Raw genomic sequence first — 19,534 nt, forward strand, 5'->3', positions numbered from 1 at the left:
CCACCGTGTCCCACCGCCCTGCCTCACGACGACGCAGCGCCACGGCCGCCGTCGCCCTGGGCCTGATGTGCACCCTGTCCACGAGCGCGTGGGCCGGAGCCCATGACACCGGACCGGCCACCGCCCGGCACGCCCCCGCCACCAAGGCGGCCTCCTCGGCGGGCAGTACCACCGCGCTCACCAGGTACGCGATCCAGTCGACCGCCAAGGTCACCGACCCGGCGGCCGACGTCTCGACTCCCGGCTATCCGGCGAGCGGCTGGTATCCGGCGGGCTCCCGTTCCACCGTCCTCGCGGCACTGCTCGCGGACGGCAAGTACGCGGACCCGTTCTATTCGACGAACCAGCGGAAGATCCCGAAGGACGACTTCGCCGTGCCCTGGTGGTACCGCTCCGACTTCACGGTCGCCGACACCTCCGAGCGCAGCTACCTGGACTTCAGCGGGGTCATCTCGGCGGCCGACGTCTACGTCAATGGCAAGCAGGTCGCCAAGGCCGCGGACGTGGCGGGCGCCTACACACACCACGAGCTGGACATCACCTCACTGGTGCGAGCGGGCACCAACACGGTCGCCTTCCGCATCCAGCCCAACGAGCCCGACAAGAACCTGACCATGGGCTGGCTCGACTGGCTGCAGCCGCCGCCCGACGAGAACATGGGCATCGTCCGCGACGTCCTCGTCCGCCGCGGCGGCCCGGTCGCGCTGCGCGACGCACACGTGGTGACCAAGCTCGCCGTCCCCTCGCTCGCCTCCGCGGACCTGACGGTCAAGGCGAAGGCGCGCAACGAGACGGACACCGCCGTCACGGCCACCGTCTCCGGCACCATCGGATCGACGTCGTTCACCAAGACCGTCCCGCTCGCCGCGCACGAGACGAAGACGGTCACCTTCACACCGGCCGACTCCCCCGGCCTGCACCTGGAATCACCGAAGGTGTGGTGGCCGGCAGGCATGGGCGGACAGCCCCTGTACGGCCTCGATCTGACCGCCTCGGTCGCCGGCACCCCCTCGGACACCGCGCACGAGGACTTCGGCATCCGCGACGTGAAGGCGCCGCTCAACTCCGACGGCGCCCGGCAGTACAGCATCAACGGCCGCAAGCTGCTGATCAAGGGCGGCGGCTGGTCCCCCGACGAGTTCCTGCGCTGGAACCGGACGTACGTCGAGGACCGGCTGAAGTACGCGCTCGACCTGGGTCTCAACACCATCCGCCTGGAAGGGCACATCGAGCCGGACGAGTTCTTCGACCTCGCCGACCAGTACGGCATCCTCACGCTGCCCGGCTGGGAGTGCTGCGACAAGTGGGAGGGCAACGTCAACGGCAGCGAGAGGGGCGAGAAGTGGACCCCCGCCGACTACCCGGTCGCCAAGGCGTCGATGGCCGCCGAAGCCGCCCGTCTGCGCGACCACCCGAGCGTCATCTCGTTCCTCATCGGCAGCGACTTCGCACCGGACGCCACGATCGAGAAGAACTACCTCGACGCGCTGAAGGCCGCCGACTGGCCGACGCCCGTGGTCGCCGCCGCCTCCGACAAATCATCGCCCGTGTCCGGCCGTTCGGGCATGAAGATGACCGGGCCGTACGACTGGATTCCGCCGAACTACTGGTACGCCAAGCGCGAGGGCGGCGCCACCGGCTTCAACTCCGAGACCAGCGGGGGCCCCGACATCCCCACGCTCGACACCCTGCGCCGCATGATGTCCCCCGCCGAACTCGACACCCTCTGGCAGAACCCGGGCGCCAAGCAGTACCACCGCTCGCCGTCGTCGACCTTCGGCACCCTCAAGATCTACGACAACGCTTTGGCCGGCCGCTACGGCGCACCGACCGGCCTCACGGACTACGTACGCAAGGCACAGCTCGCCCAGTACGAGAACGTGCGCGCGCAGTACGAGGCGTACGGGCGCAATGCCACCGACGCCTCGAAGCCCTCGACCGGGGTTGTCTACTGGATGTTCAACAGCGGCTGGACCTCACTGCACTGGCAGCTGATGGACCGTTACCTCGACCAGGGCGGTGCCTACTTCGGCGCCAAGAAGGCCAATGAGCCACTGCACATCCAGTACTCGTACGACAACCGCTCGGTCGTGGTGGTGAACAACCGGCACGCGGCCGCCTCCGGGCTGACGGCCCGGGTCACGCTCTTCACCACCGACGGTGCGCAGAAGTACGACAGGACGGCGACCGGGGTGAGCGTGGGCGGGGACGGAGCGCACAGCACCGCGCTCACGGTGCCGTCCTCGGTGAGCGGACTGTCGACGACGTATCTCGCACGCCTGATCCTCACCGACCCCAAGGGCAAGGAGATCAGCCGCAACGTGTACTGGCTGTCGACGAAGCCGGACACGCTCGACTGGGCCAACACCGACTGGTACTACACGCCGACGACGAGCTACGCGGACCTCAAGGGGCTCAACTCCATGGCGCAGGCGCCGGTTTCGGCGACCGCGTCCACCTCTTCCGGTACGGACGGCACCTCCACCACGACGGTCACCCTACGGAACACGGGGACCGGGAAGACGCCGTCGCTCCTCACCGATGCGCACCTCGTGGACGCGCAGGGCAAGCCGGTGCTGCCGGTTCAGTGGTCCGACAACCAGGTCAGCCTGTGGCCCGGCGAGTCGACGACCCTGACGGCCACCTACAGGACGGCCGACCTGCACGGGTCGACCGCTCATGTGCGGGTCTCGGGATGGAACACGCCCGAGAGGACGGTCCCGGCGACGTAGGCGGAAGGGGATGGGAAGGGCGGGCAGTGGGTTCGGGCCCGCCCTTCTCGGTCATCTCGTGCTCAGCTCACGTTGAGCGCCGTGTCGTCGATGACGAACGACGTCTGGAGCGTGGAGCCTTCGGTGCCGGTGAACTTGATCGTGACCGTCTGCCCGGCATAGGCGGTGCCGAGGCTGAAGGTGCGCTGCGTGTACCCCGAGGCGGCGTTCAGGTTCGAGTACGTGGCCAGGGTCGACAGCACCGTGCCACTGCTGTTGAGGACCTGGGCCTTCAGGGTGTCGTACGCCGTGCTGGTGGTCGTCTCGGCCGTGTCCACGTGGAGGTAGAAGCTCAGGGTGGCCGAGCAGCCGGACGGGATGGTCACCGACTGGGAGAGCGTGTCGGTGTGGGCCGAGCCGTAGCCGTTCAGCCAGGCCTTGTACGAGCCGGTGCGGGCGGCCTCGCCGGAGTCGGTGGTGATCACGCCGCTGCTCGCGGTCCAGGACGAACTGCCGGACTCGAAGCCGGGGTTGGCGAGCAGCTGGGCGGCCGTGCAGGTGCCGCCGCCTCCACCGCTGCCGCTCGCGCTCGCGAGCCATTCGGTGGCGTTCAGGGCGAGCGCCGCGTTGGTGGCGCCGGTGTCGTTCCAGCCGTCGTACAGCGTGTTGCCGGACTGGCCGGTGCCGTCGTCGATCGGCGAGCTGTCGCCCCAGAAGGCGACGCGTCCGCTGCCGAAGGTGCTGGTCGCGAAGAACGCGCCGGTGTTGCCGGAGTAACCGGTCCGGTAGAGCAGGCCCTTGACGGCCGAGTTGTCGGCGGGCTTGAGGGTGGCCGTCGTACCGCTGGCGATCAGGCTCTTGGTGACGGTGCCGAACGAGCCGTGCAGCACCGGATTGGTGCTGTCGCTGATGGCGCTCGGGTGGTCGGAGCTGATGCTCAGCGAGTCGATGGAGAAGCCGAACGGGTCCGTGCTGTCGACGCTGTTGTTGGTCATCAGGTCGTTGAGGATCTCGACCGCGTCCTCGCCGTCGTTGTTGCGGTCGGCGCCGGTGTGGTCGGAGATCATGAACAGGCCGCCGCCGTTCTTCACGAACGTCATGATCGCGGTCTTCTCGGCCGTGGTGAAGAGCGTGTTGGGCTCGGGCAGCACCAGCGTGTCGAAGTTCGACAGGTCGGTCGCGGCCGAACCGCCGTAGCTGAGGGTGGAGCCCGAAGGCAGCGTCTTGAGGCTGTAGCTGCCGGTCTTCTGCAGGGCCACACCCCAGGAGGACAGCGCGCCGGTCCAGTCCGTCTCGGCGGACGGGGAGGAGTCCTGGCCGAGCGGGTCGGGCTGGCTGGTGGAGATGATCCAGTCGGCGTTGCCCGCCGTCTCGGCGTGGCCGTTGTCGAACAGGATGCGGTGCGTGGTCGCCGCGTGGGCGGGGGCGGCGGTGGCCGCCTGGACGACGGCGCCCGTGGTGAGCAGTCCGAACACGGCCAGCGCCGTGGTGAGTCTGTGGCGGGATCTTCTGAATCCGAGCATCCGGCAAACCTCCGTGAGGGGTGGGGAGAGGCGGTGCGGGCGCCAAGTCTGCGCGCGTAGAACGGAAGTTGGCGGTCTACCGCGCGACAGATTATTGAACGGTACATGGCGAAACCGCGACTGAACAGGAGGGCATCGGAGCGCATCCCGGGGCGCCGCGAAGCGGAGCGGAGTGCCTCCGCGTCCTGGGGGCACATACATAACTGCGGGGGACCGACAAAGAGGGGCGGAGATGGAGATCTCAGGCATCATCAGTGCCATCCTCATCGGCATCATCATCGGCGTACTGGGCCGGCTCGTCGTTCCGGGCCGCCAGCGCATCGGCATCCTGTGGACGATCGCCGTCGGCATCGTGGCCGCGTTCATCGGCGCGGGGATCGCCGCCGCGTTCGGCGTCGCCGACACCAAGGGCATCGACTGGATCGAGTGGCTCATCCAAATCGGGCTGGCGGCACTGGGAGTCGCGGCGCTGGACCGGGCGAAGGTGCGCCGCTGACGGGCGCGGCGGATGGGTTTACGGGTGCGTTCGTAGGTGCGTTCGCGGAAGCTGTGGGCGCATCTGTGGGGCGGACCGGTGTGCCAGTGCGTAGCTGTGCCGCCGCGTGCGACGAATTCCGTTGCAGGTGGCGCGCCGGTACGGCTACGTTCTGCGGGCTTCGCCCCCGCGTACCCGACACCACGGAGAGACCTTGCCGCCGCGCATCACGCCGCTGACCGATCCCGAGCCCACACCGTCGAGCCGCCGCCTGGCCTGGCTCGCCTCCGGCACCGAGGGAGCCCCCGTGGGCTCCGCTTTCCTTCGGTTGTTCACCAAGGAGGGTCAGGAGCATCTCGCCGAGTTGGAGCTCGCGGTACACCCTGCCGAGCGGCGGCAGGGTGTGGGCAGCGCACTGCTGGACGCGGCCGTCTCCGCGGCGCGGGACGACGGGCGGCGGTCGCTCGTCGCGCAGGCCGAAGCCGGCTCCCCCGGTGACGTGTTCCTGGCGGCGCGCGGCTTCCGCCGGGTGCTGGCGCTGACGTACGCCAGGCTCGCGATGGCCGAGGTGGATCTCGCGCGGATCACCGAGATCGTCGAACGGCCGCATCCTGGCTACGAGTTGACGCACTGGGACGGCATCGTGCCGCCCGAGCTGGCGCGGACCTTCGCAAACTCGCGGCGGGCCATGGACGACATGCCGATGGAGGGGACCGACTACGGAACCGTCGTATGGGACGTGGAGCGGGTCCTGGCGGCGGCCGAAGCCGTCGCGAAGCGCGGGGAGTCGCTCCACACGGTCGCGGTGGTGGACCGCTCGGACGGTGCGGTCGTCGGCTTCTCCGAACTCGTCGTGCCGGGCGACGGCCGGGGCGACGCCCAGCACTACGGCACCGGCGTGCTGCCCGAGCACCGCGGCCACGGCCTGGGGCTCTGGATGAAGGCGGAGTCGATCCGTCTGGCGCGCCGGCGCCACCCGGAACTCGACGGCCTGCTCACGGACACCGCCGACAGCAACGCGCCCATGCGCGGCATCAACGACGCGCTCGGCTATCTGCCCACGCACAGGGCGGTGGAGTACCAGCTGGATCTCTGAGGAAGCCGGATGCGCGGTGTTGGGTTCAGGCCCGCCGACGCGGCTCCCCTCCGCGGTCGGCGGGCCTGCCGCCTCGACCGAGCGCTTGGCGCGGGAGAGTCGAGCGCGACGGGAGGCAGTCCCCCCGGGACGGCTTGCGTCCACACCCTCAGCATGCCCTCCCGCGCTCTCGCCCGCGTGGGCCGACCGGCCCTCAACTGCGTTCCGTTCGGCCCATGTTCGCGCTTCGGGCGGCTGCGGCTGTCGTCGCCCTGAGCGCGGCCAGCCCGTCGTGACTGGATGGATGGACGGGGGTCCAGCCCAGTTCCCGCTCCGCCTTCGCCGCGGACACCCGCATGGTCGTCCGCATCATCGCGTGCGCGTACGACATGGGCTTCATCAGCCACAGCGGTACGGTCGTCGGCTTCGGCAGGCCGAACTGCTCGGCCACGGCGCGGACATGGGCGGCGAACCCCAGCGGGGTGCGGTCGACGATGTTGTAGGCCTGGCCGGGGCGGCCGTGTTCGACGGCGGCGACGACCGCGCTCGCGGCGTCGACGAGGTCGATCCACGGCAGGACCCGGCCCTGGTCGTCGGCCACGGGGAGCTGCCGCTTGCGCAGCATGGGCAGGATGGCGTCGGTGCCGCCGGGGCCGTAGAAGAGGCCGAAGCGCAGCGCGATTCCCTCCAGCCCGGTTGCCTCGAAGGTGAGTTGCTCCTTGATGCGCATGGCGGCGATGTGCTGTTCCAGCTTCGCGGTGGCGCCCTGCGGGCCGAACGCGTCGTCCTCCGTGAGGACGTGGTCGCCGTGGTCGCCGTATCCGTACCCGAAGACCATCGACTCGGCGACGAGTCGCCGTGCGCCGGTGGCCCGGGCGGCTTCGATGAGGTGGGCGGTGCCGTCGATGCGCAGCGCGTTGGTCGCGTGCATGTCGCGGTGGCGCAGGGGCGCCTTGCGCAGGGCGGTGGCGGCGAGGACGACCGTGTCGAAGTGCTGCCCGTCGACGGCGCGCAGTAGGGCGTCGCGGTCCGTCAGGTCGGCCCGGACCCCGTTGGCGGGGCCCCGGCCGAGGCCGGTGACCTGGTGGCCCGCGTCGGTCAGGGCGCGAGTGATGTGCCGGCCGAGAACGCCGCTCGCTCCGGCCAGGAGGATGCTCTGGTTCGTCGTCATGCGGATGCGACGGATCGAGGGGGCCGGGATGTGACATCGGATCCCGGCAGCTTGCCTCCTTGCGAAAACCGTCACCGTGCGTGCGGGGTCGGCATTACGACGTGTACACGTACGGCGTCGTCGTGGTCAGTGGCTGGAAGCCGAGGCGGGCGAGAACCGGGCGGCTCTGGCTGGAGGCGTCGACCTGGACGTAGCGGTAGCCGCGCTCGGCGGCGACGCGGGCGCGGTGGGCGACGAGGGCGCGGTAGATGCCGCGGCCGCGCCAGGACTCGACCGTGCCGCCGCCCCACAGCCCGGCGAAACGGGTGCCGGGCAGGAGTTCCATGCGGGCCGCGCTGACCGGTACGTCACCGGCGAGGGCCACGACCGCGACGACCGTGTCCGCGTCGCCGGTGAGCTGGGCGAGCAGCTGGTGGCGCATGCGCGTGCTGTCCGTACCGAAGGCCTGTTCGTGGACGTCGGCGACCAGGTCGACGCCCGCGCGGTCGGTGACGGGAAGCAGCCGTACGCCCTCGGGCGGCTCGGCGTCGAGCGCCAGATCGGCCAGTTCGGCGACCATCAGTGTCTCCTCGGGCTCGGCGGTGAATCCGGCCGTCCGCAGCCGGTGCCCGAGGTCCTCCGGCTTGTCGTGCCCGTACAGCTTCCACTCGAACTCGCGACCGAGTTCGGAGAAGTACCGGATCTGTTCGGCGATCGCCGCGTCGGCACCCGTCTCGTCCAGGTCCGACCAGATCACCCCGTTCCAGCCCCGCTCGGCGCCGATCTGGCGCACCACTTTGCCGACGCGCTCGACCCGGGCATCCGGGGCGTCGGGCCGCGCTCCCTCCCGCATGTCTCGATCGAACAGGGCCAGTACCGCAACGTGATCCATGGGGTCACTCCAGCACCCCGGGGCGACTGAGGCAATGGGTATATGCCGTGGCGGGGCTGCACCCGAGCGGCTCAGTAGCCCACGGTGAAGCCGCCGCCCAGGTGCTCGGGGCTCTCGATCCCGTCGATGGGGCGACCACGTAGTCCTCGTAGGAGAGGCGGGCCTGGCCGTCGTCCCCCGTGACGGGACGGTCGAGGTCGGTGCGGTAGCGGCCGGTGCGCTCGCCGGGGGCGAAGTGCACCGGCGGTGCCCGCCGATGAGTTCCCTTCCGCCCGGCTGGTGGACGAATTGCTGCCGCGGTTGGAGACGTGCCGGGAGATTTCCCGGCTTCTGGGCGGCAGTTGACGCGACCGCTCCCGGAGAAAGCACCCCAACGGGGGACTTCAGGGCGCTCCCACCGAGGGAGGGTCCCCCCAGGGCTCGCTCAGCGCGCGCCGCAGGGCGGTGGCCGCGGCGGGGCCGATGCGTTCGGCCAGGGCTTGTTCGATGAGGGCGAGGGTGGCCTGCGCGCGGCGGTGGACGCGAGCTCCCTCGGCGGTGACGCGGACCAGGCTGGCGCGGGCGGAGTCCGGGTCCGGCACCTGCTCCAGGAGCCCCGTCCCGATCAGTCCGTGCACGGCTTGATGCGCGGTCTGCCGGGTGACCCCGATCCGGCGGGCGAGTTCGGAGATCGAGGTGCCCTCGTCGTCCAGCATCGCGAAGACGGCGCCCTGGGCGCTGCTCACCGGCTGCTCGCCCGCGGCCCGCATGCTGGCGAGCAGCGCGTCGTCGAACCAGCGCTTCGCCTCAATGAACAGTTGAGGCAAGTTTTTGGTGAGTGCGGCCTTGGCGGGTCCGGTCATGGCTCCTCTGAGGACGGCGGGCTTCGAGGATAACCACGCCGTCCGCCGGCCTCCGGGAGGCATCCGGCCGAGCCAGCAAGCCGTGTAAGCCTGGTAGGTCACACCCAGTCGTACGAGCGTCTCGCGCAGCCCGTAGCGGTCCAGGCCCAGCTGGCCCTCAATGAAGGCGGCGCGGGACGCGGCCTCCTTGTTCTCGCGGGCCTCGGACGCCTCGGCGGCCCGGCGGACCTGCTCGCGAGGCACCACCACGACGCCGTCGTCGTCGGCGAGGATCACGTCGCCGGGGCGGATGACCTGGCCGTCGACGGCGACCGGCACGTTGACCGAGCCGCCGGTGGCCTTGACGGTGCCCTGCGCGGAGACGGCCCGGGACCAGGCGGCGAAGCCCATGTCGCGCAGTTCCTGGGTGTCCCGGATGCCCGCGTTGATGATCAGGCCGCGCACGCCGCGCCTCTGCAGGGCGGTCGCGAACAACTCGCCGAACATGCCGTCGGTGGACGCGGAGGTGGTGGTGACGACCAGGATGTCGCCCTCGCCGCACTGCTCCACAGCGGCGTGGATCACGAGGTTGTCGCCGGGCCAGCTGAGCACGGTCACGGCGGTCCCCACGACCCGTACGCCCTGCTGGATGGGGCGGATCTCCGGGCCGAGCAGACCGGTGCGGCCCATGGCCTCGCTGACGGTGGCCACGCCGAAACCGGCCAGCGCCTTAACGTCCTTCGCGCCCGCCTTCGGCGGGTTGGTGACGATCACGCCGCTCATGCCAGCTCCTTCGCGATCTGCGGGTACGGACGCATGTACGCCTCGGCCATGGTCTTGTGGACCAGGCCCAGGTTCGGGCCGGCATTGCGCTTGAGCTGGACTCCACGGCGGACGGCGAGGTCGGTGTAGTAGTCCCACAGGTGCTGCTGGGCGCCGAGGCACTCCATGGCCTTGCGCTTGGTCTCCCACACCTCGGTGATGTCGAGGAGAACCTCGGGCTTGAAGCCGCTCATCTCGGGCTGGTGCGGCTCGAAGTAGAAGACCGGCGGGGCGCCCGATGATCTCGCCCGGGCCGGGGTAGCCGATGGCCTGGGCGAGGACGCGGGCCTCCAGCGCCATGCGGTGGGCGGCCGGGTGGTCGCCGTTGTACGGGTCCTCGGTCGGGTGGGTGAGGACGACGTCGGGCTGGGTCTCCCGGTAGACGGCCACCAGTTGGTCGGTCAGCTCGGCGGTGGCGATCAGCGGGTAGTCGCCGGCGTCGAAGAAGCGGACCTCGGCACCGAGGGTGGCGGCGGCCTTCTCGGCCTCGTCCCGGCGTATCGCCTTGATCTCTTCGAGCTTCTTGCCCTCGCGCCAGGCCTTGGCGGACTCGCCGCGCTCGCCGAAGGTCAGGCACTCGATGGTGACCTTCTCTCCCCGGGATGCGGCCAGGGCGATGGCTCCCCCGGCACGCCACACGAAGTCCCCGGCATGCGCGGTGACGACCAGCGTCGATCGTGGGGTGGCGGGCGCGTTGCCGTGCGTCATTGCGGACATCACTCCTCTTTCAGACGGCTCACCTCCGGGGCGCCGCAACCGGTGTCGAGGGGGCGACCGCGCTCAGCCCTTCGGGCCGACGCACTCCCCCAGTTCTCGGCCTCGCTCGAACGGGGGACCCTCATCGCTCCCGCCTCCGGCGCGTCCCTTCGGCTCACTCGCCGTGGTGGACAGGTGCACGCCCACCTCGGCTTCGTCCGGCGCACAGCACGTCACCGCGCGGAACGTCAGTCGCGCAGCGCGTCGATCACACTGCCGAGGTGGACGCGGACGGCCGCTTCGGCCGCCTGCGGGTCCCTGGCCCTGATCGCTTCGATCATGGTCAGGTGTTCACCCAGGGACTGCTGGGCACGCCCCGGTCTGAGCGCCAACTGGAAGCGATGGCGCACGAGTTGAGCGTTGAGGCGCTCCAGGAGCTCCACGGCCACCTGCTGACCGGAGAACTCCCCGATCCGGGCGTGCACTTCATGGTTGAGCTCGGAGTAGGTCACCGGCTCGCCGTCAGCGACCGCCTTGGACATCGCCGCGCCCAAGTCGCCCAGCTCGGCCAGCTGTTCATCGCTGGCCGCGATGGCCGCCTTGGCCGCGCACAGCCCTTCGAGGGCCATACGGCACTCGGTGATGGCGACCGCTTCCTCGACCGTCACCACCCGAACCCGCGATCCACGGTTGCGGATCCGCTCGACCAGTCCCTCCGATTCCAGCTCGATCAGCGCCGCCCGGACGCTGGCCCGAGTGACACCGAACTGCTCGGCGAGTTCGTTCTCCACCAGCCGCTGGGCCGGTGCCATCTCGCCGCGCAGAATCGCCTGCCGCAGCTGCGCCAGCGCATGCTGCTTGGCCTGCTCTCCGGTGCCTGGACGGGCTTCCTTCTGCATCGCGCCCTCCCTGAGTGAGTGCCTGTCGAACGTAAACAAGATTGTCAACAATTTTGTTCTCTATGTTGCCGACGTGCGTCGGCGGCGCTACGGCACCACCACGCCGGCCTTGATCGGCCCCGGCAACCTTGATCGGCCCCGGCAAGCCGCAATGCCGTCGTCCACCCCTGAGGGGAAGGACCCGCATGAGGCGACCTCACCTGTTCCCGCGCCTGCCCCGCGCCAGAGCCGCCGCAGTCGCCGCCACCGGCACCACCGTCAGCACCGCGGCCGACACCACGACCACCAGCACCGCCGGCCAGGATCTGCCCGTCACCGCGCCGAAGCTGAGCTGCGCCGAGCTCGCGGCCAAGGACTTCAGCCGGCTCAACGACGCGGCGACCGGCATCACTTCGGCGACCGTCGTGGCCAAGAGCGGCACCAACACGTACGAGTACTGTCAGCTCAAGGGCACCATCAACCGCAGATCCACTTCGAACTGCGCCTGCCCACCACCACCTACCGCGGGCGCTACCTCCAGCACCTCCCCCGCCGCCACCGCCGGCTGCGGTGCCCGTGCTAGCATCGCCCCACCATTGCCAGGAATCCTGTCGATCGGCGACACGGCCCGACGAACGGAACCGCATGTCTCTCCTCGCCCGTCCTGCGGTGGCCTCCTTCGCCGCCAAGTCGATGCAGCGTCTCGCCCTGTTGGCGGACCGACGGGCGGGCGGTCGCGGTTCCGCGGCCGCTTCACACGGCCGTCTCCCGGAATTCCCGCGCACCGTACGCGAGTTGACGGTCCCGACCTCTCTCGCCCCGGCCCGGGTCGTGGTGTACCTGCCGACGACCGAGGGCCCGCCTCCGCCGGTTCACGTCAACTTCCACGGCGGCGGCTACGTCATGCCCCTGACGGAGATCGACGATCCGCTCTGCCGTTACCTCGCCGCGGAGGCGGGGGTGGCCGTGATCAACGTGGACTACGTCGTCGCCCCGCAGCACCGCTTTCCCGCCCCGCCCCGGCAGGCCTTCGAGGTCGTCCGGTGGGTCGCCGAGCACGGCGGCGAGCACGGCTGGGACGGCGGCCGACTCTCGGTGGGCGGGCAGAGTGCCGGAGGCGGTCTCGCCGCGGCCGTGGCGCGTCAGGCTTTCGAGGAGGGCGGGCCTTCGATCGCGCTGCAGGTTCTGCACTACCCGCCGCTCGATCTCGTGACGAGCGCCAAGGACAAGCGTGCCGCCATCGCCAAGCCGCTGCTGCGCCCGTGGATGGCGGAGGTCTTCGACACCTCGTACGTGCCCGACCCGCGCGAGCGCGCCGACCGGCTGGTGTCGCCCGCCCATCCCTCCGACACCGCCGATCTCAAGGGCATCGCCCCCGCCTTGGTGATCACGGCCGAGTTCGACCTCCTCAAGGCGGAGGGCGAGCGGTACGCCGAGCGCCTTCGGCAGGCCGGGGCCCTCCTCGAGTACTACGACGTGCCCCGGGTCGACCACGGGTACGACGGCAGCGACGACACGAAGGCCCGGGAGGTCTACGCCCTGATCGCGCGGCACGTACAGCAGGCCGTCAACTCCGGGTCGCACGATGCCGGTTGATCGAGCGGACGCCCGACGCGGATGAACCGGGCGGGCGCCCCAGGCGGAACGGGGTGGGATCCGTGGGTCTATACGTCGGGGACGGTGACCCGCACGTTCACCGAGACCGGCGTGACGGTGGAACACCTGTCGGCGCAGGACCAGATGGGCTGAGGCACCGCTGTCCGGCCTTCGGCGGGTCAGCCTGTGCGGTAGAGCGACGTGAGCAGTTCCATCACCGCCTGAGCGGCGGGATGCGGGTCGTCGCGCCACCAGGCGAGCCGTACGGCGATCGGCTCCGCGTCGCGCACGGGCCGGTAGACGACACCGGGACGCGGGTACTGGTTGGCGGTGGACTCCGCGGTCATGCCGACGCAGCGGCCGGTGGAGATCACCGTGAGCCAGTCGTCGACGTCGTGCGTCTCCTCGGTGGCCGGCCGTGCGTCGGGCGGCCACAGTTCGGTGGTCGTGGTGCCGGTGCGACGGTCGACGAGGAGCGTGCGCCCGCTGATGTCGGCGAGCCGGATCGCGCGGCGCCTGGCCAGCGGGTCGTCGGCAGCCAGGGCGCACAGCCGGCGTTCCAGCCCCACGATCGCCGAGTCGAACCGCCGGTCGTCCAGCGGTCTGCGTACCACCGCCAGGTCGCAGGCCCCTTCCGCCAGTCCGGCCGTGGGCGAGTTGACCCGCACCAGGTGCAGATCGATCTCCGGGTGCTTTTCGCCCCAACGCCGTTGAAGGGGCAGCGTGTGGCGGCCGAGTGCCGCCCAGGCGTATCCGATCCGCAGATGGGCGTGCCCCGAGGTGGCCTCGCGGACCAGTTCGTCCACGTCGGTGAGCACCCGGCGGGCGTGCGCGACGACGCGCAGACCGGTCGCCGTCGGGGTCACCTGGCGGGAGGTCCGCCTCAACAGCCGTACGCCCAGGGCGCGTTCGAGCGAGGCCAGGGTGCGGGAGACGGCCGCCTGGGAGACGTCCAGCACGATGGCGGCGTCGGTGAACGTGCCCTCGTCGACGATCGCGACGAGACAGCGCAACTGCCGCAGCTCCACATCCATGACTACAGCGTATAGATGGATCGGCGGATGCATTTTGCGCAAGAGGTGTTCGGTCGCACGATCGGCACATGGACGCAGCGCCCACCCCCGCAGCAGCACCCGCGCACCGGACCGTACCCGTGCCGTCCCGGCCGAAGCCCGGCGCCAAGCGTCTGGCCGTGGCCACGATGTTCGCCAGCGGCCTGTCCAACCAGACCGGGGCCGCGATCGGTTCCCTCGCCTTCCCCACCCTCGGACCGGTCGGTGTCGTCGCCGTACGCCAGTACGTCGCCGCTATCGCCCTCGTCGCCGTCGGGCGCCCCCGGCTGCGGACCTTCACCTGGCGGCAGTGGTGGCCGGTGCTGCTGCTGGCCCTGGTGTTCGCGGCGATGAACCTGTCCTTGTACAGCGCCATCGACCGCGTGGGGCTCGGGCTGGCGGTGACCCTGGAGTTCCTGGGCCCGCTCAGCATCGCCCTGGCCGCCTCACGTCGCCGGGTGGACGCGTGCTGCGCGGTGATCGCCGCGGCCGGCGTCGTCACCCTGATGCGTCCGAAGCCCTCCACCGACTACTTCGGCATGGCCTTGGGGCTGCTCGCCGCCGTGTGCTGGGCGTCGTACATCCTGCTCAACCGCACAGTCGGGCGACGCATCCCCGGAGCGCAGGGATCGGCGGCCGCCGCCTGTCTGTCCGCCCTGGTGTTCCTGCCGGTCGGGCTCGTCGTCGCCGTCCGCAATCCGCCGACCGCGGGGCCCCTCACGTACGCCGTCGCCGCCGGCGTCCTCTCCTCCGCCGTGCCCTACCTGGCGGACCTGCTCACCCTGCGCCGCGTACCCGCCCAGACCTTCGGCCTCTTCATGAGCGTCAACCCGGTCCTCGCCGCTGTCGTCGGATGGATCGTCCTGAGCCAGCACCTCGGCTGGACCGACTGGGCGGCCATCGCGGCCGTCGTCTGCGCCAACGCGCTCAGCATCCTCACGACGCGTACGTGACGTCGCGTCATACGCCGGAACCCCGGCCGGGCATGCAATGCCTGGGCGCCCTCCACCGTAGCCACGGTGGAGGGCGCTCGGATGCCATCAACGGGCGTCAGTCTCCGGTCAGTTGCGGCTCCACTTCTGGTTCGCTCCCCCGTTGCACGACCACAGGTCGATCAATGTGCCGTTCGCCGTGCCGTTGTTGACCGCGTCGAGGCACAGGCCCGAGACGTTGTTGGTGATGGTGCCGCTGGAGTTGACGGTCCACTTCTGGTTGGTGCCGCCGTTGCAGTCCCACAGGACGACGCGGGTGCCGTTGGCGGTGCCGCTGTTGTAGGCGTCGAGGCACTTGTTGCCGTAGACGACGAGTTCACTGCGCGAGGTGTACGTGAAGGTCTGGTTCTGGCCTCCGCCGCAGTCCCAGAGTTCGGCCTGGCTGTTGTTGGTGATGGTGTTCTGGAAGAAGTCCAGGCAGCGGCCCGATCCCGTGCCGACGATCGCGGTGCCGTTGGTGCCCGGGATGGCGCGTACGGCGACGGCGTCGATGTCGGGTGCGGTGCCGGAGGCCGCGAAGGTCAGCGTGTTCGAGCCCTTCGCCAGATGGGCCAGGACGGAGACGGTGCGGTACGTGCTCGACGACCCGGTGGGCGGGAAGGCGAGCGTCTGCGTGTACTGGCCGTTGACCTTGAGGGTCGCCTTGCGGGCCGCGGAGCCGCCGCCCGCGTACGTGATGTCGATGAGCTTCGTGCCCGCGCCCGCCGTCGTGACGCCCGTGAAGGTCGGCGTGGTGGCCGAGGTCGTGTCCTCATACGTCGTCCCGGAGCCCTCCGTGCCGGAGACGGTGAGCAGGACGGCCTCCCCGGCGGGCACGCTGGTGGTGTAACTCGTCGCGTACGAGCCGACGTTGGAGGCCGACCAGACGTTGCGCACCGTGGCGGAGGCGGTGGTCAGGCCCATGTCCTGCCAGCGGGCAGTGATGTTCGCCGCCGCGGACGTACGGTTCAGCAACAGGACCGCGCGCTTGCCGGTGCCGGAGAGGATCTTGCTGTAGACCTGCAGGCCGGTGCTGTCCTCGGCGACCTTGACGCCCTGCAGGCCGCGCGCGTCCTGGTCGATGGCGATGACCTCGGAGTTGGTGAGGATCGAGGCGGTCGACGAGCTCATGGTGGCGAGGTTGTTGCCCGCGAGCAGCGGTGCGCCGGAGATCGCCCACAGGCCCATGTGGGTGCGGTTCTGCGCGGCGCTCAGGCCGGTCATGCCGACCGTCATCATGTCCGGGTCGTTGTAGTAGCCGGTGTGTTGGGCGGCCGGGTGCAGGGACTTGTCGAAGTTCGCCAGGATGTTGGACATCGTGGGGTTGCTGGGCCAGTAGACGATGTCGGTGCTCGTACGCCACATGGCGCCGACGCCGGCGGCCCAGTTCCAGGGCTTGCCCGTGCCCCACTCGCACAGCGACAGCACCAGCGAGCGACCCGTGACGGCGGTCGCGGCGGCGTTGGCGTCGCGGATCGCCTTGTACGTCGTCTCCTGGTCGAGCCCCTCGGCGTCACCACCGCACCAGTCGATCTTGAGGAAGTCGAAGCCCCACTTCTGGAAGGTCTCCAGGTCCTGCTGGTTGTGGCCCTCCATCCCGGTGTTGGGGGCGGCGGGCGTGCCTTCCGGGGTCGGGTAGTAGTAGCCGCAGCCGTTCTTGCCGGCGTCGGTGTAGATGCCGGCCTTGAGTCCCTTGCTGTGGATGTAGTCGGCGATGGCCTTCATACCGCCGGGCCACTTGGCCGTGTCGACGGTGATGTTGCCGTTGCTGTCGCGGGTACCCGGCCACCATCCCTCGTCGATGTTGACGTACTTGTATCCGGCGGCGGCCATGCCGGAGGAGACGAGGGCGTCGGCCTGGGCCTTGATGGTGTCGTAGTCGATGGCGCTGGCGAAGCTGTTCCAGGACGCCCAGCCCATCGGAGCCGGGTCGACTCCGATCTGGTTGGTGCTGACGGCGGTCGGCTCGGCCGTGAGCGGCGCGGTCGAGCGGCCGAGACCGGCCAGTCCGGCGACCGCGAGCAACAGGACGGCGCATTGGATCCCCACGCGTCTCAGGAGGCGCGTGAGACATGTGGTGTTAGGGGACATGCAGCTCTCCCTTGAGCGGTTTGTTCGCAGACTCGAACAAAAGTCAACGAGACTCGCCATATGGGAGCGGTCTCGTCTGTGCCGCGTCAAGTCCCTTGCCAGAAGGGGCCGTTCACCTTCGGCCATCGGACCGTTCGCCGTCGGACACCACGGACCCCGTGTCGCCGAGGGCGGCCGTGGCACTCCCGCGCGCTCGCGGTACCTTCGCCCTGACACGGCCTCCTTCGGCCGCGAACAGATCTCAAGCGTCGGGATGGTCATGCGCGAGGATGCGATCGTCGAGGCAGCCGCCGGAGTCCATCTGGTCCACGGCAGCAACACGAACTGGGTCGTACTGACCGACGGCGACGCCGTCACCCTGATCGACACCGGGTATCCCGGTGACCGCGAGGAGGTGCTCGCGTCGCTGGACGCACTCGGCCACGCGCCCGAGGCCGTCAGCGCCGTGCTCATCACGCATGCGCACAACGACCACCTCGGTTCCGCCGAGTACCTCAGCACCACCTTCGGTACCCCGGTCCACCTGCACGAGGCGGAACTGCCGCACGCGCGCCGCGAGTTCCTCCATCAGGTGAGCGTGGGGCAGGTGATGCGCCAGGCGTGGCGTCCCGGCGTGCTGCCGTGGGCGGTGCACGCCATCCGTTCGGGCGGCACGGCGGACGTCCGCATGACCCGGCCCGCGGCGTTTCCCCAGGAGGGCCCTCTCGACCTGCCCGGCCGTCCGGTACCGGTGCACACACCCGGCCACACGGCCGGTCACTGCGTCTACCATCTGCCGGACTCCGGAATCCTGATCTCCGGTGACGCCCTGGTCAGCGGCCACCCCACGTCACGCATACGGGGTCCGCAGCTGCTGCCCGAGATGTTCGACGCCGAACGCGACGCGGCCCTCGCGTCACTCACGCACATCGAAGCCCTCGCGGCCGATGTCATGCTGCCGGGGCACGGTCCCGTGCACCGCGGTCCGGTGCGCGAGGCGGCACAACGCGCGCGGGAGCTGGCCGGCTGACGCGGCCCGGCAGGACCGCGCGAGGATCGGCTAACCGACGTCGTCCGGCTGGACCGCCGCCAGATAGGCCCGCAGCGCGTCCCGGTTGCGGGCCAGGCAGTCGATACGGGCCTGGATGCGGTCGATCTCGCCGCGCAGCAGCGCGGCGGTCTCCGGGGTCAGGCACTCGGGGTGGAGATGAATCTCCCCAGGGTCGGACAGGAACGGCAGGATGGCGCGGATGATCTCGGTGGTGAGTCCGGAGTCCAGCAGCCCCCGGATCTGCTGGACACACCGGACGGCTGAATCGCCGTACGCGCGATAGCCGTTGTCGGCCCGCTCGGGGTGGAGCAAGCCCTGCTCCTCGTAGTACCGGAGCATCCGAGTCGGGACGCCGGTGCGACGCGACAACTCACCGATCCTCATGGCTCTCCCGGGGCCCTGTCGTCAGATTCCCTCCCCCACTGCCTTAAGGGCGTGGGAGGTGCCCCCAGCCCCGCGACGCCTGGAGGGCGCGCTTGCCTTCACACTGATGTGAAGGTTTCAGCATGGTCGCATGTCCGTCGCCTCGCCTGCCCAGCGCACCGCCACGCCCGCCGCCGCCCTCCCCCTGTCGGGGCTGCTCGCCCTGTCCACGGCGGCCTTCACCGCCGTGATGACCGAGCTGCTGCCCGCGGGCCTGCTGCCGCGGATGGCCTCGGACCTGGGCGTCTCCGAGGGGCGTGTCGGGTTCCTGGTGACCGGTTACGCCCTCGCCTCCTTCCTCGCCGCCATCCCGCTCACGGCGGCGTTGCGCGGTCTGCCGCGCCGCCGGGTGCTGATCGGCACCCTGGTGGGCTTCGCCTGCTGCAACGCCGTCACCGCCGCGTCGTCCTCGTACGCGCTCACCTTCGTGGCCCGGCTCGCGGCCGGCGCCATGGGCGGGACGCTGTGGGCGATGCTCGTCGGATACGCGGCCCGGATGGTGCCCGCCGAGCGGCGCGGCCGCGCCATCGCGATCGTGCTCGCGGGGATCACGCTCGCACTGTCGCTGGGCGTGCCCGCGGGCACCGCTCTGGCCGACGCCCTCGGCTGGCGCGCGGCCTTCGCCGTACTGACCGTGCTCGCCGTTCTGCTCGTGGGCTGGGTGCGGTGGCGGGTGCCGGGCTTCCCCGGCGAGGCGGCGGGCACGCGCGTACCGCTGCGCCGGGTCGCCGCACTGCCGGGGATCGCGCCCGTGCTGTCCGTCACCCTGCTGCTGCTCCTGGGGCATCAGGTGATGTACACGTACGTCGCCCCGTTCGCGGACCATGTGGGGTTCGGGCATACGGGGCTGGTCCTCCTGGTGTTTGGAATCGCCACGGTGGTCGGCATCTGGATCACCGGCGTCCTGGTCGACGCGCACCTGCGCCGGACCCTGCTGACGGCGCTCGCCCTGATCGCCTGCGCCCTGCTCACGCTGGGACTGTTCGCCGCGGTCCCCGCCGTACTCCTCGTCTCGGTCGCCCTGTGGGGCGCCGCGTTCGGTGGAGCACCCACCCTCATCCAGACCGCGCTGGTCGACGCCTCCGGTCCCGCCCGGGCGGACGTGGCCACATCGCTCCAGACCACTGTGTACAACGCGGGCATCGCGACCGGATCCCTCACCGGCGGGCTCGTCCTGGAGAGTGCGGGCGCGGGATCCCTCCCCTGGACGTCGCTCCCGCTGATCGCGACCGCGCTGAGCGTGGTGGCCGTGGGGCGCCGACGCGCCTTCCCCGCACGGCGCTCCGCCGCAGGGTCCTGCCCGCCGGCGCGCCGACGGCTCCGATGAC

General features: G+C 70.5%; 16 protein-coding genes and 2 pseudogenes. 7 read left to right on the forward strand and 11 right to left on the reverse strand.

The annotated features are described in order from the left end of the window. Positions 1-5 precede the first annotated feature (5 nt). Positions 6-2,732 carry a sugar-binding domain-containing protein gene (locus tag ACFY0T_RS28560; protein ID WP_388876382.1) on the forward strand — a complete coding sequence of 909 codons (2,727 nt, stop codon included), beginning with the start codon at positions 6-8 and terminating at the stop codon, positions 2,730-2,732. A gap of 62 nt (positions 2,733-2,794) precedes the next feature. On the opposite strand, the gene ACFY0T_RS28565 is transcribed toward ACFY0T_RS28560, so the two are convergent. Beyond that, a complete protein-coding gene (locus tag ACFY0T_RS28565) occupies positions 2,795-4,234 on the reverse strand; it encodes a hydrolase (RefSeq protein WP_388876385.1) in 1,440 nt (479 codons plus the stop codon). A gap of 232 nt (positions 4,235-4,466) precedes the next feature. Here ACFY0T_RS28565 and ACFY0T_RS28570 point away from each other — a divergent pair, with 232 nt between their 5' ends. Both ACFY0T_RS28570 and ACFY0T_RS28575 read left to right on the forward strand, forming a co-directional pair. Next, the gene (locus ACFY0T_RS28570; protein WP_388876388.1) at positions 4,467-4,730 is read left to right on the forward strand and encodes a GlsB/YeaQ/YmgE family stress response membrane protein; all 264 of its coding nucleotides are present in this window, start codon (positions 4,467-4,469) and stop codon (positions 4,728-4,730) included. A 193-nt stretch (positions 4,731-4,923) separates the two neighbouring features. Next, on the forward strand, positions 4,924-5,805 hold the full coding sequence (locus ACFY0T_RS28575; protein WP_388876391.1) for a GNAT family N-acetyltransferase: 882 nt from the start codon (positions 4,924-4,926) through the stop codon (positions 5,803-5,805). 193 nt (positions 5,806-5,998) lie between these two features. Here the strand turns inward: ACFY0T_RS28575 and ACFY0T_RS28580 are convergent, their stop codons facing one another. The 7 genes and pseudogenes from ACFY0T_RS28580 to ACFY0T_RS28610 form a co-directional block, all read right to left on the reverse strand. After that, positions 5,999-6,955: an NAD-dependent epimerase/dehydratase family protein gene (locus ACFY0T_RS28580; protein ID WP_388876394.1), complete on the reverse strand. Its 957-nt coding sequence runs from the start codon at positions 6,953-6,955 to the stop codon at positions 5,999-6,001. A gap of 94 nt (positions 6,956-7,049) precedes the next feature. Then, the gene (locus ACFY0T_RS28585; protein ID WP_388876397.1) at positions 7,050-7,826 is read right to left on the reverse strand and encodes a GNAT family N-acetyltransferase; all 777 of its coding nucleotides are present in this window, start codon (positions 7,824-7,826) and stop codon (positions 7,050-7,052) included. 383 nt (positions 7,827-8,209) lie between these two features. After that, the gene (locus tag ACFY0T_RS28590; RefSeq protein WP_388876824.1) at positions 8,210-8,731 is read right to left on the reverse strand and encodes a MarR family winged helix-turn-helix transcriptional regulator; all 522 of its coding nucleotides are present in this window, start codon (positions 8,729-8,731) and stop codon (positions 8,210-8,212) included. A 21-nt stretch (positions 8,732-8,752) separates the two neighbouring features. Continuing rightward, positions 8,753-9,430, reverse strand: a pseudogene (locus ACFY0T_RS28595) (4-carboxy-4-hydroxy-2-oxoadipate aldolase/oxaloacetate decarboxylase); the annotation flags it as partial. Beyond that, positions 9,427-10,177, reverse strand: a pseudogene (locus tag ACFY0T_RS28600) (PIG-L deacetylase family protein). The pseudogenes ACFY0T_RS28595 and ACFY0T_RS28600, both read right to left, overlap by 4 nt. Positions 10,178-10,413: 236 nt before the next feature. Next, entirely contained in the window at positions 10,414-11,064 is a 651-nt protein-coding gene (locus ACFY0T_RS28605; protein WP_388876399.1) for a GntR family transcriptional regulator, read from the reverse strand. A gap of 196 nt (positions 11,065-11,260) precedes the next feature. After that, positions 11,261-11,491, reverse strand: a complete 231-nt coding sequence (locus ACFY0T_RS28610; protein WP_388876402.1) for a hypothetical protein — start codon at positions 11,489-11,491, stop codon at positions 11,261-11,263. 197 nt (positions 11,492-11,688) lie between these two features. Here ACFY0T_RS28610 and ACFY0T_RS28615 point away from each other — a divergent pair, with 197 nt between their 5' ends. Further along, entirely contained in the window at positions 11,689-12,639 is a 951-nt protein-coding gene (locus ACFY0T_RS28615; protein ID WP_388876404.1) for an alpha/beta hydrolase, read from the forward strand. 179 nt (positions 12,640-12,818) lie between these two features. Here the strand turns inward: ACFY0T_RS28615 and ACFY0T_RS28620 are convergent, their stop codons facing one another. Continuing rightward, a complete protein-coding gene (locus ACFY0T_RS28620) occupies positions 12,819-13,673 on the reverse strand; it encodes a LysR family transcriptional regulator (RefSeq protein WP_388876406.1) in 855 nt (284 codons plus the stop codon). A 68-nt stretch (positions 13,674-13,741) separates the two neighbouring features. Between ACFY0T_RS28620 and ACFY0T_RS28625 the strand changes: the two genes are divergently transcribed. Next, positions 13,742-14,644: a DMT family transporter gene (locus tag ACFY0T_RS28625; protein ID WP_388876409.1), complete on the forward strand. Its 903-nt coding sequence runs from the start codon at positions 13,742-13,744 to the stop codon at positions 14,642-14,644. A gap of 108 nt (positions 14,645-14,752) precedes the next feature. Here the strand turns inward: ACFY0T_RS28625 and ACFY0T_RS28630 are convergent, their stop codons facing one another. Further along, a complete protein-coding gene (locus tag ACFY0T_RS28630; protein WP_388876412.1) occupies positions 14,753-16,753 on the reverse strand; it encodes an RICIN domain-containing protein in 2,001 nt (666 codons plus the stop codon). 259 nt (positions 16,754-17,012) lie between these two features. On the opposite strand from ACFY0T_RS28630, the gene ACFY0T_RS28635 reads away from it, so the two are divergent. Continuing rightward, positions 17,013-17,762 (forward strand): MBL fold metallo-hydrolase, encoded by a 750-nt coding sequence (locus ACFY0T_RS28635; RefSeq protein ID WP_388876415.1) that lies wholly within the window; start codon positions 17,013-17,015, stop codon positions 17,760-17,762. Between the two features lie 30 nt (positions 17,763-17,792). Here ACFY0T_RS28635 and ACFY0T_RS28640 read toward each other — a convergent pair whose 3' ends face one another. Then, positions 17,793-18,167 carry a MerR family transcriptional regulator gene (locus ACFY0T_RS28640; RefSeq protein WP_388876418.1) on the reverse strand — a complete coding sequence of 125 codons (375 nt, stop codon included), beginning with the start codon at positions 18,165-18,167 and terminating at the stop codon, positions 17,793-17,795. A gap of 130 nt (positions 18,168-18,297) precedes the next feature. On the opposite strand from ACFY0T_RS28640, the gene ACFY0T_RS28645 reads away from it, so the two are divergent. After that, positions 18,298-19,533, forward strand: a complete 1,236-nt coding sequence (locus ACFY0T_RS28645; RefSeq protein ID WP_388876421.1) for an MFS transporter — start codon at positions 18,298-18,300, stop codon at positions 19,531-19,533. Position 19,534 lies beyond the last annotated feature (1 nt).

The sequence above is a fragment of the Streptomyces sp. NPDC001530 genome, assembly GCF_042894545.1.
Taxonomy (GTDB): domain Bacteria; phylum Actinomycetota; class Actinomycetes; order Streptomycetales; family Streptomycetaceae; genus Streptomyces.

Bases quoted from the DNA above. Each gene is read 5' to 3' on its own strand.
- ACFY0T_RS28565 (WP_388876385.1), bottom strand. From the start codon at position 4,234: ATGCTCGGATTCAGAAGATCCCGCCACAGACTCACCACGGCGCTGGCC.
- ACFY0T_RS28570 (WP_388876388.1), top strand. From the start codon at position 4,467: ATGGAGATCTCAGGCATCATCAGTGCCATCCTCATCGGCATCATCATC.
- ACFY0T_RS28580 (WP_388876394.1), bottom strand. From the start codon at position 6,955: ATGACGACGAACCAGAGCATCCTCCTGGCCGGAGCGAGCGGCGTTCTC.
- ACFY0T_RS28585 (WP_388876397.1), bottom strand. From the start codon at position 7,826: ATGGATCACGTTGCGGTACTGGCCCTGTTCGATCGAGACATGCGGGAG.
- ACFY0T_RS28590 (WP_388876824.1), bottom strand. From the start codon at position 8,731: ATGCCTCCCGGAGGCCGGCGGACGGCGTGGTTATCCTCGAAGCCCGCC.
- ACFY0T_RS28605 (WP_388876399.1), bottom strand. From the start codon at position 11,064: ATGCAGAAGGAAGCCCGTCCAGGCACCGGAGAGCAGGCCAAGCAGCAT.
- ACFY0T_RS28615 (WP_388876404.1), top strand. From the start codon at position 11,689: ATGTCTCTCCTCGCCCGTCCTGCGGTGGCCTCCTTCGCCGCCAAGTCG.
- ACFY0T_RS28620 (WP_388876406.1), bottom strand. From the start codon at position 13,673: ATGGATGTGGAGCTGCGGCAGTTGCGCTGTCTCGTCGCGATCGTCGAC.
- ACFY0T_RS28625 (WP_388876409.1), top strand. From the start codon at position 13,742: ATGGACGCAGCGCCCACCCCCGCAGCAGCACCCGCGCACCGGACCGTA.
- ACFY0T_RS28630 (WP_388876412.1), bottom strand. From the start codon at position 16,753: ATGTCCCCTAACACCACATGTCTCACGCGCCTCCTGAGACGCGTGGGG.
- ACFY0T_RS28635 (WP_388876415.1), top strand. From the start codon at position 17,013: ATGCGCGAGGATGCGATCGTCGAGGCAGCCGCCGGAGTCCATCTGGTC.
- ACFY0T_RS28640 (WP_388876418.1), bottom strand. From the start codon at position 18,167: ATGAGGATCGGTGAGTTGTCGCGTCGCACCGGCGTCCCGACTCGGATG.
- ACFY0T_RS28645 (WP_388876421.1), top strand. From the start codon at position 18,298: ATGTCCGTCGCCTCGCCTGCCCAGCGCACCGCCACGCCCGCCGCCGCC.